This is a genomic window from Phycisphaeraceae bacterium (assembly GCA_019636555.1).
GTDB lineage: Bacteria > Planctomycetota > Phycisphaerae > Phycisphaerales > UBA1924 > JAFEBO01.
Window position 1 is genome coordinate 366,461 of sequence record JAHBXH010000001.1, and the last position, 15,563, is coordinate 382,023.

Genomic DNA, 15,563 nt, shown 5'->3' on the forward strand with positions numbered 1-15,563 from the left:
GACGGAATCAGTCGGTCTGGATTCTCGAAACCACGGAGAGAAACACCATGAAGCTCAACTCGCTTTCCGATCTCCTCCTCGATCAGATCCGCGATCTGCACAGCGCGGAAACCCAGCTCGTGACGGCGCTCCCGAGGATGATCAAGGGTGCGCAGAACTCGGACCTCAAGCAGCTCTTCTCCGATCACCTCGATCAGACGCACGATCACGTGGATCGCCTCCGGCGCGCCGCCGAGTTGCTCGGAGGAAAGGCCGTCGGCAAAACCTGCAAGGCGATGAAAGGACTCATCGAGGAAGGCAAGGAAGCGCTCGAAGAAAAAGGCGAGGAGGCCGTGCATGATGTCGGGCTCGTCGCCGCGGCGCAGCGCGTCGAGCACTACGAGATCGCGGCATACGGCACGGCTCTCGCCCTCGCGCAGCGCATCGGAAACGACGAGGTTGCGTCGCTCCTTGAAAGAACACTCGGCGAAGAAAAGGGAGCCGACAAGCTCTTGACCGAAGTCTGCCAGAGCAGCCTGTTCGAGGAGGCCCCGACCGCGTAAATGGACCATACCGGGTGCTGACCCCGTACTGGAAGGCGAAGTACCCGCGAAGGAGTGTTGATCATGCTTTATTGGGCAGCCACGTTTCTCGTCATCGCCTTGATCGCCGCGTTGCTTGGTTTCGGCGGCCTTGCCGCCGGCGCGGCATCCATCGCGCAGATCTTGTTCTTCGTGTTTCTTGTGCTCTTCGTTTTGTCGCTCATCGTGGGCCTCGCCCGCGGCCGCAGCCCGCAAATCCCCTGACTGCGGAAAGCGCCCGCGGTTGAAAGGAGACATCGCAGATGCCACAAGGCGACAAATCCGCGTATTCGACCAGGCAAAAGCGCAAAGCGCGCCACATCGAAGAGTCGTACAAGAAACGCGGCTCTTCGAGAAAGCGCGCGGAGCGCATCGCCTGGTCGACCGTGAACAAGCAGGACGGCGGCGCGAAAGGGCGCAAGGCCAGGCCCTCGCGCCGCTCTTCCAAATCATCGCATTGAACGGTCGTCGGGAAAAGCCCGGCGCCGAGTTCGAGCAGACCTGTTGAACACCCTTGTTCTACACCAAGGAGATTCATTTATGAATTGGGATCGAATCGAAGGCAACTGGATGGAGTACAAAGGAAAGGTTCGCGAGCGGTGGGGCCGACTCACGGACCAGGATCTCCAGGTCATCAAGGGAAAGCGCGAGCAGCTCGAAGGAAAGTTGCAGCAGATCTACGGCAAGACCGTCGATCAGGCCAGGCAGGAAGTTGACGACTGGGCGGAGAAAATCGATTCAGCGACATAACCATTCCTTTTCGTGATGCGTAGGACATATCCGCTGCGGCCTCGCTGCGGCAGCAGGAACTCGACATGAGTGGACCCATTCAAATTCTCTTGGTCGTCCTTCTCGTCTTGCTTCTGATCGGACTTTTGCCCGCGTGGCCGTACAGCTCCGGATGGGGCTACTACCCGAGCGGAGGCGTCGGGCTACTGCTCGTGATCGTGGTCCTCCTTGTTGCATTCGCCGGCCCGCGCGGCGGCAACATCAGGAAGATCTGATCCCGAGCGAACAACGGGAGGTTGCCATGATGTCTGAGCAGCCGAACGACAACAAGTTGGTTCCGGATTTGGAAGTCGAGATCGAGCAGCAGAAAGTGATGACCGTGATCTCGCCGGACGGGCGACCGCCGGAGATGGCGAGCACGCGCATCAACTGGAAGCGAGCGACCCTCATCGCGGTGGTGGGGTCGCTTCTCGGAGTTGCGCTGCTCATCGTGACGCTCGGGCCGACGGCGGGAGGGCTTGCGAGCATCCTCCTGGTCGGGTATATCGCGCTGACGGTGCCGGTGTGGGGGGCGGGCTTGATGCGCGGACAGGAAGAAAAGATCGCCCACGAAATCGCGGAGCGGCGCGTCCACCCGCATCAGCGCTAGGCGGAACAGGACATGCCGTTGCGAGCCCCGCTGCGAAGCGCTTTGTGTCGCACCTACTGCACCGCGCGCGTCCGCACATTGTCCAGCGCGTTCATGAAATTGATGTACGAGTCGTAGGGTGAGTCGTACGGATTGAAGTACTTGTGCACGTCGCCGTCGGCGAAGTACTTCGTGCACATGTAGTAAAAATGATCGCTCGTGGTCAGCTTGCGCCAGTCATCGAGCAATCTCGTGGCGATCTCGGCCCGGCGTGACGAGGCCGGGTCGCCCGCCTTGAGGTCGCTCTGACACTTGGAGCACTTGTCCTTGATCTCCTTCTCGAGACGGAAGATCTCCTCAAGGGCGTTGCACTGCATGGCGTTGCCGCGCCAGGCGGAGAGATCGCGCTCGGAATCGGCCCAAGAGATGAAGTCGGGCACGTCGTACTCGGCGAGCGGCGCGAACTCTTTGAGCGCCTCGGTTGGCGTGATGAACCGGTTCTTCGCGCCCGCGGCCGACATCACCTTTTCGGGCAGCGCATCGAGAAACTGGAAGATTCCGGTGTCGGCCCACTGATGTTCGCCGAATGTCTCGTAATCGAGGAACAGGTTGCAGAGATTCTCGCTCTGCTTCGCGCTCTTCACCTCCGGATCGGGTGCGTCGAGATCGCCGATCCAGGCGGCGAATTTGTCCGGGGTGAGGGGCCACTCGGACCATCCGCGGTTGCTGAAGCGGAAGGCGATGTCGTCGCTGAGGCGGTAGTTCTTGAGAAGGAGGCCGAAGGGGCGGTTGTCGCGGCCGATCAGGTCGTGCCCCTGAGATTTCGGCGGCTTGAAGACGCAGGTCGGCTTGCGGTATCCGAGGTTCCGATCGGTTCCTTCGGCGAGCGCGCCGTAGAAGCGTCGAGCGCCCGAATCATCGGTCATCAGCGAGACCTCACGGGCGAGCGCGTTGGAGTAGATGAGTTCGGTGTTGCGGAAGACGGTGGGCACCTGCCCGAAGAGAGACTTGATCCGGTCGCTGTGCAGTTCGACCTGCGCACGAAACTCGTCCGGCGTGTAGTTGAACGCGAGCGAGTGGTGATATGTCTCGGTGAGAAATTCGACGCAGCCGGTCCGCGCGAGCTCCCGGAAGAGATCGAGCACTTCGGGCGCGAACGACTCGAACTGCTCGAGCGCCGTGCCGCTGATCGAGTACGCCACGCGGAACTTGCCCTGGTGGCGCCGGACCAGATCGAGGACGAGGCGTGTCGCGGGCAGGTAGCACTTCGAGGCGACCTTGCGGCAGATCTCCGCGTTCTTGCTGTCATCAAAGTAGAAAGGATCGGAATCAAAGACGCTGTAGCGGCGCAGCCGGTAAGGCTGATGGACCTGGAAGTAGATGACAACGGCGGTCATGGGCGGGCATTCTAAGGAAGGGGCGGAGGGGCAAACGGCCAAAGCGAGAGAGGAACAAGCCGGGTCCGATTCCGCGAGTTTGGCCCGATGGGTTGAGCGCCCTCAGCGCCAGAACCGTCGGCGATTTTGCGCTGCCTTCGCGACGGCGCTCCGCGTGTCCGTTTGTCACTTTGCCACTTCCGCTAGGTTCGCACGCTGCTGACGGCGGCGATCGCGATGGGCAGGAGCACGAGCGCAGGGACGAATACGCCGACCTGCGCCGGAAGGCCGGGGATTGCCGCCGAAGCGCCGAGCACACCCCCCATGACGCCTCCGACGGCCAGCGGCGCGGCCTTGATCGACTCCATGATCATGCTGGTGGGCTCGCGCCGCAGGAAGAAAGGCATGACGGCGAGCAGCGCCAGGATGTTGCAGACCATGATGGCGACGCGGCCGTAGCGGATGCGCTCGAGTTCGGCGATGCGCTGGTTTCGGACGTCCATGGCGCCCGCCTTGTCGCGATCGGGATCGTCGTTGTTGAGCGCGAGGAGGTCCGGCCGGCCGAGCATTTCCGAAATCTGCGACCAACTGAGGCTCTGGCTGTAGCCTGAGAAGCGTGCGATCTTGAGCGCGGTGGGATCGAGGTCTGTTTCGATCCGCCCGACTTTTTCCTTCGGGGCGGACTCGCTCGATCGGGATTCGGCGATCCCGTTTTCCAGATCCCAGCCGCCGTCGCGCCAGACCGCCCTGGAAGCGGAGATGCTGCGGGAGGCGGGTCCTGCCGCGGAACGCTCGATGATGAGCACGTCGAGCATCTGCTTGCTCTCGGGTTCGAAGCTGCGGGCGTAGAAAAGGCGACGCTGCCCGTCGGGCACGAGGCGCACCGGCAGGGACTCGAGGCTGCGCTGGCTGGCCTGTTCGCGGTCGCGCTGGATGAGGTCGGCGATGTTGGGGATGATGAACTCGAAGTTCAGCGCCTGGATCGCCGTGACGAGAAGGGCGACCAGAAGAATCGGCCGCATCAGTCGGTGTAGGCTGATTCCCCCGGCGACCGCGGCGACGAACTCGCGGTGGCGGACGAGCTGCGAGCAGGTGAAGCCCATCGCCCCGATGGTGATAAGCCCGATCATGTAGTTGAAGAGCTGGACGAGCTTGGGCCACCAGTAGTCGAAGACGAGGAAGATGGTGAGAAGCAGTTTGCGAGCGGTGGAGGGATCGCCGTCGGGCGTCATGCCGCGCTTGGCGGCGAGCGCCATGAACTTATCGAAATTGAGCGACAGGTCGATCGCGATAATGAAACTGAAGAGAATGACGACGAGCGCAACAATGTTGATCAGGTACTGCCGGGCGATGTAGCGGTCGATGGTCTTCACGGCTCTTTGATCGTCATTGTTGGAGCGCCCGGAATCAGCGCACGCGACGGAACGCCGCGGCAACGATCGAACTCACGGCCCACCCGACGACAAGCCCGAGAAACACGTCGCTGGAAAAGTGGCGTCCCGAGAGCATGCGAGTGATGCCACACCCGACGGCGATCGGGACGAGCACGATGCCGCTGCCGGGGAAGGCGCGCGCGGTCGCGATCGCGCCGGCCATCGCCACGGCGGCGTGGCTGCTGGGGAGGCCCAGATTCGAAATGTCGAACCAGACCTTGTCGTGATAGATGCCGGAAAGGAACGGGCGCCAGACATGATCCTGGAACTGGCCGGTCTCGGAGAGCGGGCGTTCGCGGCCGAGCAGGGCGCGCAAGAGTTCCGCGGCGATGCCGCTGAACACCGGAGCGAGCGCGATGGTGAGAATGCCGCCGAGGCGGATGCGCGGCGAATTGCCTCCGAAAGCGCGCCAGAATGCGTGCGCAAAGACCGCGAGCGCGACGATGAGCCACGTCCGGACGTCGCCGGTTTGGCGGAGGATCTGGTACCAGGCCTTTGACTCGACGATCCAGTCCTGGTCCTTCCCCACATACAACGCGTGAAAGAGAGCTGTGTCGAGGAAATAAGTCACCAGCAGCCCGGCGAGCGCGATCGTGGCGAAGGCGATCCGCGCGCGGGTGCGACTCTTTCTTTCGGAGTCAAAGAAATAGTCCTGGCGGATGGGCCGCGATGCGGTCATGAGCCCGTCCCCTTGGATCGATCAAACCCGAGAAACCCGCGGCCGAAATAGACCCAGCGATCGCGCCTGAGATCGGCGGGCTGGTGGCCGAGATCGGTGAGCGAGCGGAAGGCGGGCTCCCATTGCGGCGCGCTCGCGCCGATGAGTAGTGCGTTCTTACCGAGCAGCGCGGGCTGAGAGAGCGACATGTCTGGCCACAGATCCCACTGCGTGCGCCGATAGCCGAGGTGGCTGCCCGCGACGTAAACCATGGGGTGATCGGGCAGGTAGAAGGTGAGCTGTGCCGCCACGCCGTAATGGTACGAAATCAGCAGTAGCGGGCCCTCGACCGGATCGGTGTGCTCCTTTTCCAGTTTTCCGAGCGCGTCGGCAAACTGAGGCGCGCCCATCAACCGGTGCAACGCGACGCGGCCTTCGATGCCGGGAATTCGCGCGATCAGGTCGAGCCTGAGGATGAGAATCGCGGCGGCAATCCCGTAGAAGAGGGTGAAATGCCATGCGATCTGCGACGCCGTCTCCGGGCGCTTCAGAAAAACGCCTTCGCGTGTGCGCTCGGCGGGGGGCGTGGCGCGCCAGCGTTCCATTCGCACGCGCCAGTCATCCATGCCCCGAACGACAGCGACCGCTCCGAGAGCGCTGAGCGAAACAAAGCCGCCGATCGCCCAGTTCGCTTCGACGCTGGTCAGGAAAGTCGCGAAGAAATAGAAGACGAATGTCGTGCAGCCCATCGCGGCGAGATACGTGGCGGAGGAACGCGCCGGCGCATCGCCCGAGCGGAGCGACTTGAAGCCGAGCCACATGAGCACGAGCGCCGGGCCCCCGGCTGCCAACTGAATACCGAGAAACTCGAGGGTCCACTTGAGCGTGTACGGGTCAACCTTTGCGGTCGCGGGCCGGTCGCCGCCGGGAAGTTTGGCGTGACCAAGAAAATGCGCCATCGCGGGCCAGCCGTTCTGCTGGTTCCAGATGGCGATGGGCAGCAAGCCCGCGCCGATGCACGCGAGCGAGAGAAGGGCCAGCACCGGGAATCGGCGAGGCACGTTCAGCCTTTTGCGTTCCACCATCGCTGCGATGAGGAGGCTCGGCACGAGCAGCAGTATCGTGTACTTGCATGCGACACCGGCGCCGATCGCGACTCCGAGCACGATCCAGGCGCTGCGTGAGTTTCGGTAGAGCGCGCGAAAACCGGCCCAGCACGCGATGGCCCAGCACGCGACCATCGGTCCGTCGATCGTCATCAGGAACGTGCTGTTGAGCGTGAACGCCGGAATCAGAAAGAAGAGCGCCGCGCCCGCGAACGAGGCGCGCCGGTCGCGTGCAACGTCCGTGCTGAGACCGGCGATCGCGAGCGCGCTGAACGCCGCATAGATGGGGGCGAACGCTCGAACCCCCCATTCGCTGACTCCCAAAAGGTGAGTCGAAATCCAGATCGACCACGCGATTCCGGGGCCTTTGGAGTAATAAGACCAGTCGGGCCGCAGACTCCAGACCCAATACTGGGCTTCGTCTTCGACGAGGTTGTACGGGCAGAACCAGGCGATGTAGACAAGGCGCGCGAGCGTGACGAGCGCAACCAGAATCAATGCTTGGCGTGAGACGCAGTGCCGCCACGGAGCGAATTTGGCGTCCGGAAGCGGATCGCTCATTGCAAAAAGGGTATGTGCGGCGCGCCGGTCGGGATGCCGCACCGGCGATGCGGCGAGATCGCGCGTCGCGCAGAATTCGCTTGCCTGGATCTCTCAATGCCGCCGGACGATCAAATATGTCCAGAACGTGTACAAGCCGAGCGCGGCGACGCCCGCCCAGAGCAGGGGCAGACCGATCCAGCCGCTGGATCGGGCGAACTGCTGTCCGCCGCTGATGGTGATGACGCAGACGAGCGCAGGGAAGAAGCTCCAGAGGTAAACCGTGAGCGGCAGGCTGCGACTGAACCGAAGCGCCGTGACGGCCCCGGTCAGCATCATCACAAGGCAACTGGCGGCGATCGCGTAGCGCTCGTGCTGGCGGCTGGTGATCTCGTCCTGCAGATACGCGATCATGTTGCGAAGGTCGCCCGAACGGCTCGCGACGTTGGCGTCCTTTTCGGAGGACGCGGCCTCCTCGAGCAGCGGGAAGGCGCCGAGTTTGAGAAGCGCCGAGAGCTGGTCTTTCGGCGCGAGCAGTCCGGTCAACGACACCCGCTCGCGCTTGGTCGCGGCGGGCGTGCCCGCTTCGTTGAGAGGCGAGGACGAAACATCGCGAAGCTCGAGCCGCAACGCGAGATCGCCGTCGGGCCGGCCCTCGGAGGCATCCGGCGCGAGCGCGACCGACCGGGCGACATACCGAACGCCACCGGTGCGAACGAGGCCGCCCCCTTCGGATCGGAGCAGATCGATCTCGACACCGGCGCCGTCCCTGGCGAGAACGCTCCACGTCTTGTCGTTGGCGGGTTTGATCGTGTCCGCTCGGACGACCACCTGCCGACCGGCGGCATCGAGCAGTGTGAACGATCCGGCCGCCGCGAGCGAGCGCGACATGCCGTCGAGTGCGCGGCGCAGAGCGAGTTCGTCCGCCAGCCGCCGGCGCCGCATGTCGATCCAGCTCATGCGCTCGGGTTTGGTTCTCAGCGCGCGCAGCTCGTCCGATCGGAGAAACTTCGGGTCGTCCGAGAGCGAGGACGGCACGGTGATCGAGACCGGAAGCGTCTTGCCTGTGACCAGGCCGGTCTTGACGTCCTTGCTCGCGAAGTCCTCGAATCGCATGGCGATCCGCGTTGTCGGGCCGGACTCCGCGCTCGACGCCTCGGGGAAGACCCAGAGCGTGGCGCGCCCGGCGCTTCCCTCGCTGACGACATTGCCGTTGTCGTCGCACTCGATGACGGTCGGGCGGGCAAGGACGAGCGCCGTGCGCGCTTCGGATCCCGACTCGAGCTCGATCGGCTGCGCCCGATCGGCGAAGACCAAGAGCCTTCGGAGTTCGACGCTTTGGCCCCGATTGATGCGCGTGGCGAGAATCTTTGCAATGTCCTGCGTGATCATGTTCTGCATGCTCACCAGGAAACGGGGGATGATCTGGGCGTTCAGCAGCAACATGCTCCCAAAGAGAATCAAGCCCAGGAATGCGGCGGGAAGAAGAAGCGACCGGTGGCTGATGCCGCCGGCGGCGGCGGCGACGAACTCGTTGTCGCTGCTCAGGCGGTGATAGACGAGCGTGCTCGCGAAGCAGCCCGCGAAGGGAAGCGCGTACGCGAGCATCGGGGGGATCGCCAGCAGCATGAACTTCATCGCCTCGAGGGGCGCGAGTCGCCCGTCGGCGAGAGGCTTGATGGTCGCGGCAAAGGCGATAACCGTCACAAGCACGGCCGTCGCCAGCAGGAGATTGCGCGTCAATTCCCAGAAAATTGAACGCCAGAGGGAAAATGGTTGCGGGCGGGCCATTGGGTGAATCGCGATCGACGCCGACAGAGATTATCCGGCGCCCAATCGCGCGAGAATGGCCTCGCGGAGCGCTTTCGCGTCGCCGCTTCCTCCGGAGTGCTTCATCGCGGCGCCGACAAGGCGGCCGACCGCGGCCGTCTTCCCGGCTTTGACGTCTGCCGCGGCCTGGGCGTTCTCAGCAATTGCCGCGTCCACCCAGCGGGCCATGGCGTCGTCGTCGCGGACGGTGAGCATGTTGCGGCTTTGGGCGAGGCTTTCGACGGAGGCGAAGACGGAAGAAACATTTACCACAGAGGGCACAGAGAGCACAGAGGAAGGCAGGGGAGCGAGAGGTTTTTCCGAATCAATGCTTTGGGTTTCTCCGTGTTCTCTGTGTTCTCCGTGGTGCATGTCTTGACAGAGAAGCCCGAAGAGTTCGTCGGCACTCTGGTTGTTGAGTTTTCCGTCTTCGCGCAACTTGCCGATCGAAGCCACTTGCTCGGGCGATATGCCGAGGTGGTGAATCTCGATGTGGCGTTCGTTCGCGCGTTTGGCGCCCGATTGAAGGAGGATATTGGCCGCGAGCTTTCCGGCGCGGGCGTGCGAGAAGCCGAGCGATTCCATCGCTGCGATGATGCGCTCATAGAAAAAGCACACGTCGCGCTCGTCGATCAACGCGGCGGCCTCTTTCTTGCCCAAGCCGAATTGGTCGATGAATCGCGCGAATCGTGCGAGCGGCAGTTCGGGAATAGTGGCGCGGATCCGCTCCTTCCATTCCTCATTCACAGCGACGGGCACGAGATCGGGATCGGGAAAGTAGCGATAGTCGTGCGCATCTTCCTTTTCGCGCTGGAGCACGGTCGCGCCGCGTCCGCCCCCCACCCCATCGGCGCGGTCCTCCCAGCCGCGGGTCTGCTTGGTGCCGCGGCCCATCTCGCGCCGATCGGCGAGCCAGCGCCGCGGCTGCTCCTGAAATTCGTACTCGATCGCGGCCTGCACGGATTTGAAACTGTTGAGATTCTTGATTTCGACGATCGGCGTCTTGATGAGCTTGCCGTCTTTCATCGTCAACTGCACATTGATGTTCGGCTCGAAGCGCATGTGGCCGCGCTGCATGATCCCCTCGGTGACGCCGAGGAAGCGGCAGATGTTCCGGAGCTGGCGGCAGAAGGCGATCACCTGGGCGCTGCTGGTGAATTCGGGCTGCGTGACGATTTCGAGCAGGGCCGTGCCCGCGCGGTTGAAGTCGGCGATGGAGCAGTCGATTGGCGTGCCGCCCGGCGCCTCGTGCAGGAGTTTGCCCGCGTCTTCTTCGAGGTGGGCGCGCAGGATGCCGATGCGCGTGGGTTCGCCCTCGAGATCGACCTGACCCTTGTCGTCCACAGCAGGGACGTCGATGCTGCCGTCGAAGCAGATGGGGAGGTCATACTGGCTGATCTGGTAGGCCTTGGGAAGATCGGGGTAGAAGTAACTCTTGCGATCCCACTTGGTGATCGGGGCGATCTGGCACTTGAGCGCGAGGCCCACCTTGATCGCCATGTCGACCGCGGCCCTGTTCATGACCGGCAGCGCCCCCGGGAGCGCGAGCACCGTCGCGTCGATGAGCGTGTTGGGCGGGATCGAGTCGTTGCCGTGCGGGTCGAACTCGGGGCAGGCCGGGCTCGGTGCGCGGCAGAACATCTTCGTGCGCGTCGCGAGTTCGACGTGCACTTCCATGCCGACGATGAGTTTGACCCGGTCGATGTCCGCGGCTGAGTACGACATGTGGTGGATCGTATCGGCGCGAAAGATTGCCGACGGGACGAGGAATCAGGCGAGCGCGGTGCGAACCGCCCGCTGGATCGTTGCCCCGGCGCGGATGCGAGTAAGCCCGAGTTCCTGCGCGATCTCGGCGGAGGTGTGCGGGCGCGTGCTTTGCCAGCCGAAGCGCAGGCGCAGGACCCGGGCGTCCTGAGCCGGGAGGTCGTCGCGTTGCGAACGCAGCCGAACAGGCGAGAGTGCTTCCTGCCAGGGCGAGGCGTGCTCGGTCCAATCGGGAATCGCGCCCAGGGCGCGGGCGGCGCGAGTCGCGTGGGTGGGGTGGCGGATGCGCAGGCTCCTGAGTTCTTTTTCGCTCGATCTCGCCCACTCCGCGAGGGCGCGTGAGACCGCGAGCGAGATAGGACCCGCCAGGTTTCCCCCGATTTCTCGCCTCGTTGCGATTTCCGGCATGAACATCTCGATGGCGAGCGAGGCGCCCCGGACCGCATGAACAATCGCCGACGTGAGCAGGAAAGGGTCGGACCGCAGCAGCGCGACGCCGACGAGCGAATCGATGGATTCGATCATGACGCGCCGGTGCGGCCTGATGAGCGCGGCACGCAGCTTGGCCGCCCATCGCAGCGCCGTTTCCGCAAGGTCGAGTCCGTCGGCGGAGAGTGTCTCCTGCGAGCCCGCAATCTGCATGAGCGAGTGATGAGCGATGACAAAGTCGCGCTCCGAGTGACGTTCGGGCGTTTCGGGAAGGCGCATGGATTCAAGCAGTGATTCGAGCTCGGTTTCCGCGGGGGGATGGACGACGGCCGCGGAGTCGGGATGGCGCTTTGCGAGCTCGCCGAGCGAGTCCGGCGAAAGCGACCGAAAACCATGGGGGAGCCGCGTGCTCGGATCCCATCGTTCGATTCGGTCTCTTCGGGCGATACCGAGCGCCCGCACGATCGCCGGGCGTGTCTTGCGGGCTTGCTTCGCGAGCGCGCCGGCGCCGGTTCCCGATTCCCATTTGTCGAGAAGCGCCTTTCGTGCCTTGTTCGATTGGCGGGGCCTGCGTTCGGAGCGTTTGCGGGCCGGGAGGGCACGCTCGATGGCGGCGCGCGAGCGGCCGGAGCGCTTTGCGAGATGGCCGGAAAGGCGGGCGCGCGAGACCGGAGCCTTGCGCTTCAGGCGCTCGGCGCGGCGGCGAATCGACTCGCGCGATTGTCCGTCGAGGCGCGAGAATGCCGAGGCGCGTTCCAGCATTCGGGCGTTCGCAGCTTCGAATGAATCGGTTGTGGAGCGGGGGAAGAAGAGCGAGCTTCTGCCTTGCGAAGAAAGCATCCTCACGGCCACAAGGCCCCTGGATCGGTAGCGCTCGAGCGACTTGCGGCTGATGTTCCATCGCTTGAGAAGCTCGGGCTGGTCGAATCCGGGGCCGAGAGGCTTGAGGTCTTCGGAAGTCAGGCGCGACTGGGCGCTCAGGAATTCGACGAGCCGGGCGAGCTCCGGGCGGAGCCTCGACCCCGGGAGGGAATCGATTTCGGCGGCTTCGCGCCTGTATCCGGTGATGCGGAAAGCGATCCAGTCGGTGGGATACTCGTTGTCCGGTTCGAGCAACTGGATCGTTTCGATCGTGCGTTTGATGTCGTTCACGACCGCGCCCTTTGGCGCGAAGCGGAGCTGCTCCGCGAGGTCGGCGAGAAGCGGAAGCTTGAGTTTGGGCCAGGCGGGCATGAGCGCTGCTCCCCACAAACACAACGAGCTAGCCGCCGGCAGAATCGAGGGTTTACGCCCACCGGACACGCGCCGCTTGCTCGGGCGTGATGATGTCGGCCGCAACGGCTTCGTCGAAAAACTTCGCGACCGCTTCCCGCTCGCCCACGCCCACCCGGTAGCGCAGCAGCTCACCCAGGTAGCGCCTGGCCAAGTCCGGCGGCCATTTGAACTCCGGCGCGCGATCCTGGATGATCCGATCAAGACGCGTGAAGTTGTGACGCAGTTGACGATCGAGGATCGATTCGCCCATGCCGATTGCGGCGCGCGAATCGGGGTTCTCGAGATCGCTTGCGCGGCACATCCAAAGGGCGTAAACAAAGGGCAGGCCGGTCAGCTCCTTCCAGGCTTCTCCCAGGTCGAGTTGATGCGGGTAGCGATTGAGCGGCGGGCTCGAAGTGATCACCTTGTCGCCGATGAGCAGAATCGCTTCGGGCCAGTCATCCGAAGTCGAGTGGGGCTTTGAAGACTCGAACGGGACGGTGCTCAGCCGTCGGTCGAACGCACGATGGAAAATGATCCGCGCGAGAGCGATCGAAGTGTGGCTTTCTGTGTCGACGTGCAGCGTTTGCAGTTGCGCGAACGGTACCGACGAAAAGACGCGCACGGTGAGCGTCGCCCCATCGCACCCGATCATGCCGCAGGAAAGCAGCGCAAGCGGGACCGTCGAGAGCGCCGCATCGATGACGCTGACGAGCGCAATGTCGCAGGATCGATCGGTGAGCATGTTGCTCAACCGTGCGGGGGGCGCCGGGATCAGCGAAATCTCCGGGTTCTTGTCGAGGCCCTCGACCAGGGGAACGGTGTTCAGAAATTTGACGATGCCGAGCCGGACAGGATCCATGGCGAGATTCTTGCGTGAGATTGGTCATTGGAACAGGGAAATCGGGGGATTCCGCGCCGGGCTACCGGCAATGGTTCAGTGCCGCGTCGGGGCTGGTCGAAGAATGGAAACATGCAGCCGCCCGCATCAGAATCGATCGCGCTCATTGGTGGAGGCGGCCATGCGCTGGTTGTGGCCGAGGCGGCGAAGCGGCTCGGGATCGCGATCGGGGCGGTGATGGATGATCGTGAAAACGCGCCGGCGGTTTCCAAGTTGGGACTGCCCTGTCGGGGTGGTCTACGGGAGATGCCGCCCGAGGGGATGAAGTACTTTGTGTGCGTCGGAGAGACAGCGCTTCGGGCGCGCCTCGTCGAAGCGCTCGAGAAGGCCGGCCGCAAGCCGTTCGGAGCGATCGTTTCTCCAGACGCCGTGGTTGTTTCGACGGCTAGGCTGGGGGAGGGGGTGTTCGTCGGCCCGCGAGCCGTCGTCAACTGCTTCGCGAGAATCGACTCGCACGCGATCGTCAACACCGGCGCGATCATCGAGCACGATTGCGTGGTCGGGTCCAGCGCGCACGTGGCTCCGGGTTCGATCGTCGCCGGGGCGGCGGTTATCGGCGAGCGGGCGTTTTTGGGAATCGGCGCGAGGGTGTTGCCCAGAGTGAAGATCGGCGCCGGGAGCGTCGTGGGGGCGGGCGCCGTGGTGCTGCGCGACATCGAGCCGGGGGCGAGAGTGGCCGGGGTTCCGGCGCGCCCAATCTGAGTCTCTTGCGCGAACGTCAGAAGCAAAAGAGTGCTTCGTACGCCTGCACGAACAGCACGAAGTCGGCGTCATCCACGAAACCGTCGTCGTTGAAGTCGGCGGCACAACCGACCGGCATCGTCGGATCGGCGCAATCAAGGATTTCGTACGCGGAAACGAAGATCGGGAAATCCGAATCCGAGACGATGCCGTCGCACGAGAGATCGGGCCGGCAAACGAGGATGTTCGCGAGAGTGGAGATGGTCGTGCCGCAGGAACCGGTGATAACGACGTCGTACTCGCCCTCATCTCCGTACCCGAAGCCGAAGATCCGCATGATCCGTGATTGAGCTCCCGCGACGACCGCGCCCGAAGGTTGCGAACCTTCTTCGAGCGGCACGCCGTTGCGACGCCACTGATACTCGAGCGGCCCCGCGCCCACGGCGCGCACCGTGAACGCCGGATTCCCGAGCAGGCACGAGGTTTGCGCGAGCGGGTGTTGAAAAATCACGGGCTTGCAAGGCAACATGATGAACGGGACCGTGCCGGCGCTCGTGTCTTCGGGGTCGATTCCGATGCCGCGGCCGACAATGAAACCGCCGTCGCTGATCGCGAGGGCGTCGGACAATCGAAACCCCGGCGCGTGCGGCGCGGATTCCGCAAGCGAAGCGAGCGAAACCGGTTCGTCACTCCCGGAAAACCAGGCAACCGCTTCGCCGGTTTCTTCGTCTCCGGAACGCCCCACGACATCGACGGCGCCGTTGACGCCGAAAGCACAAGAACCCTCCTCAAAGCCGGAAAGAGATCGAAGCCGCACGATCTCGCCGCCCAGCCAGAGCGCCGGATGGACGCGGCCCGAATCGGAAAGGTCCTCAGCGGTCCCGCACACATCTCCCTGATTGCTGATCGAGAGGGCGACGCCGGTTTCGAGCGGGCTCGAGAATGTCGGCAGCGGCACCTGACCATCGTCATCGCAGAGAAAGGGGCGATCAACCAGGACCGGGTCGGCGAATGTCCCCACGTTCATCAGCGCCTTGCCGACGAGCGTGCCGGAGTCGTTGATCGAAAATGCGGCGCTCGGCGCGCACTCAAAGTTGCTTCCCAAAAGCGGTGTCACGAAGAATCCGCCAGGGCTCCAGCGGCAGCCGAACTCCGTCGCCTGGGTCGGGGAGCAATCGAACGTGCTGATCCCCGCGACGCTGCCGAGCGAATTGATCGCGCGCGCCTGAACGCCGCCCATCTGAGAGAAGACCGTGGTCGTGCGGGTGATGTCGGTCCGCGCTCCGCTCGGCGCGATGAGGACGGCGTGATCTTCCGACGCCGATTCGATCTGTACGGTTCCGACGATCCACCCCTCGTCGTTGATTCCCCACAAACCGTGCGATTGGTCCGGTCCGAGCTCGCCAAGATCGGTCAGGACGCCGGAGGATGCGTCGAATCGGAATCCGTGATAGGTGCCGTCGATGAGGCAGCGCCCGACGACCACCCCGCGGCTATTGACCGCCGTGGCCTCGCCCGAAGTCGCCCCCGTGAGGAGCGGAATCCCCAGAACTTTGTACGCGGGATCGGCGCGGGCGCTCAAAAAAGCGAGAGCCGCCGAGCATGCACACACCATGAAAGGGCGACCCAGCATCGATACGTCCCGACCCTCTGACAAAATCGCCACGAAGCGGGCTTTCAGCGAACGAACGGAAA

16 protein-coding genes are annotated in these 15,563 nt (G+C 63.9%); 7 read left to right on the top strand and 9 right to left on the bottom strand.

The features are described 5' to 3' along the window. Positions 1-47 precede the first annotated feature (47 nt). The 6 genes from KF691_01470 (at position 48) to KF691_01495 (ending at position 1,938) form a co-directional block, all read left to right on the top strand. On the top strand, positions 48-542 hold the full coding sequence (locus KF691_01470) for a ferritin-like domain-containing protein (GenBank protein ID MBX3388104.1): 495 nt from the start codon (positions 48-50) through the stop codon (positions 540-542). 63 nt (positions 543-605) lie between these two features. After that, the gene (locus tag KF691_01475; protein MBX3388105.1) at positions 606-785 is read left to right on the top strand and encodes a DUF1328 domain-containing protein; all 180 of its coding nucleotides are present in this window, start codon (positions 606-608) and stop codon (positions 783-785) included. A 38-nt stretch (positions 786-823) separates the two neighbouring features. Next, positions 824-1,021 carry a hypothetical protein gene (locus KF691_01480; GenBank protein ID MBX3388106.1) on the top strand — a complete coding sequence of 66 codons (198 nt, stop codon included), beginning with the start codon at positions 824-826 and terminating at the stop codon, positions 1,019-1,021. Between the two features lie 79 nt (positions 1,022-1,100). Beyond that, positions 1,101-1,310, top strand: a complete 210-nt coding sequence (locus KF691_01485; protein MBX3388107.1) for a CsbD family protein — start codon at positions 1,101-1,103, stop codon at positions 1,308-1,310. Between the two features lie 65 nt (positions 1,311-1,375). Next, positions 1,376-1,564, top strand: coding sequence for a DUF3309 domain-containing protein (locus KF691_01490; protein ID MBX3388108.1), 189 nt, complete (start codon positions 1,376-1,378; stop codon positions 1,562-1,564). 26 nt (positions 1,565-1,590) lie between these two features. Beyond that, positions 1,591-1,938: a hypothetical protein gene (locus KF691_01495; protein ID MBX3388109.1), complete on the top strand. Its 348-nt coding sequence runs from the start codon at positions 1,591-1,593 to the stop codon at positions 1,936-1,938. Positions 1,939-1,991: 53 nt separating this feature from the next. Here KF691_01495 and KF691_01500 read toward each other — a convergent pair whose 3' ends face one another. The 8 genes from KF691_01500 to KF691_01535 all read right to left on the bottom strand — a co-directional run bounded on the left by KF691_01500 (position 1,992) and on the right by KF691_01535 (position 13,148). Next, positions 1,992-3,314: a glycoside hydrolase family 57 protein gene (locus KF691_01500; protein MBX3388110.1), complete on the bottom strand. Its 1,323-nt coding sequence runs from the start codon at positions 3,312-3,314 to the stop codon at positions 1,992-1,994. 182 nt (positions 3,315-3,496) lie between these two features. Continuing rightward, positions 3,497-4,666, bottom strand: a complete 1,170-nt coding sequence (locus tag KF691_01505; GenBank protein ID MBX3388111.1) for an LptF/LptG family permease — start codon at positions 4,664-4,666, stop codon at positions 3,497-3,499. A 34-nt stretch (positions 4,667-4,700) separates the two neighbouring features. Beyond that, positions 4,701-5,405: a phosphatase PAP2 family protein gene (locus tag KF691_01510; GenBank protein ID MBX3388112.1), complete on the bottom strand. Its 705-nt coding sequence runs from the start codon at positions 5,403-5,405 to the stop codon at positions 4,701-4,703. Then, positions 5,402-7,051, bottom strand: coding sequence for a glycosyltransferase family 39 protein (locus tag KF691_01515; protein ID MBX3388113.1), 1,650 nt, complete (start codon positions 7,049-7,051; stop codon positions 5,402-5,404). Before KF691_01515 ends, KF691_01510 begins: the two co-directional genes overlap by 4 nt. 93 nt (positions 7,052-7,144) lie before the next feature. Continuing rightward, positions 7,145-8,773, bottom strand: a complete 1,629-nt coding sequence (locus tag KF691_01520; GenBank protein ID MBX3388114.1) for an LptF/LptG family permease — start codon at positions 8,771-8,773, stop codon at positions 7,145-7,147. 78 nt (positions 8,774-8,851) lie between these two features. After that, positions 8,852-10,564 carry an Asp-tRNA(Asn)/Glu-tRNA(Gln) amidotransferase subunit GatB gene (gatB, locus tag KF691_01525; protein ID MBX3388115.1) on the bottom strand — a complete coding sequence of 571 codons (1,713 nt, stop codon included), beginning with the start codon at positions 10,562-10,564 and terminating at the stop codon, positions 8,852-8,854. A 45-nt stretch (positions 10,565-10,609) separates the two neighbouring features. Continuing rightward, positions 10,610-12,265, bottom strand: a complete 1,656-nt coding sequence (locus KF691_01530) for a hypothetical protein (protein MBX3388116.1) — start codon at positions 12,263-12,265, stop codon at positions 10,610-10,612. Positions 12,266-12,317: 52 nt separating this feature from the next. Then, the gene (locus tag KF691_01535; protein MBX3388117.1) at positions 12,318-13,148 is read right to left on the bottom strand and encodes a menaquinone biosynthesis protein; all 831 of its coding nucleotides are present in this window, start codon (positions 13,146-13,148) and stop codon (positions 12,318-12,320) included. A 111-nt stretch (positions 13,149-13,259) separates the two neighbouring features. Here KF691_01535 and KF691_01540 point away from each other — a divergent pair, with 111 nt between their 5' ends. Next, positions 13,260-13,889 carry an acetyltransferase gene (locus KF691_01540; GenBank protein ID MBX3388118.1) on the top strand — a complete coding sequence of 210 codons (630 nt, stop codon included), beginning with the start codon at positions 13,260-13,262 and terminating at the stop codon, positions 13,887-13,889. A 16-nt stretch (positions 13,890-13,905) separates the two neighbouring features. On the opposite strand, the gene KF691_01545 is transcribed toward KF691_01540, so the two are convergent. Continuing rightward, complete coding sequence (locus KF691_01545; protein MBX3388119.1) at positions 13,906-15,501, bottom strand: hypothetical protein; 1,596 nt, start codon at positions 15,499-15,501, stop codon at positions 13,906-13,908. Between the last annotated feature and the right edge of the window lie 62 nt (positions 15,502-15,563).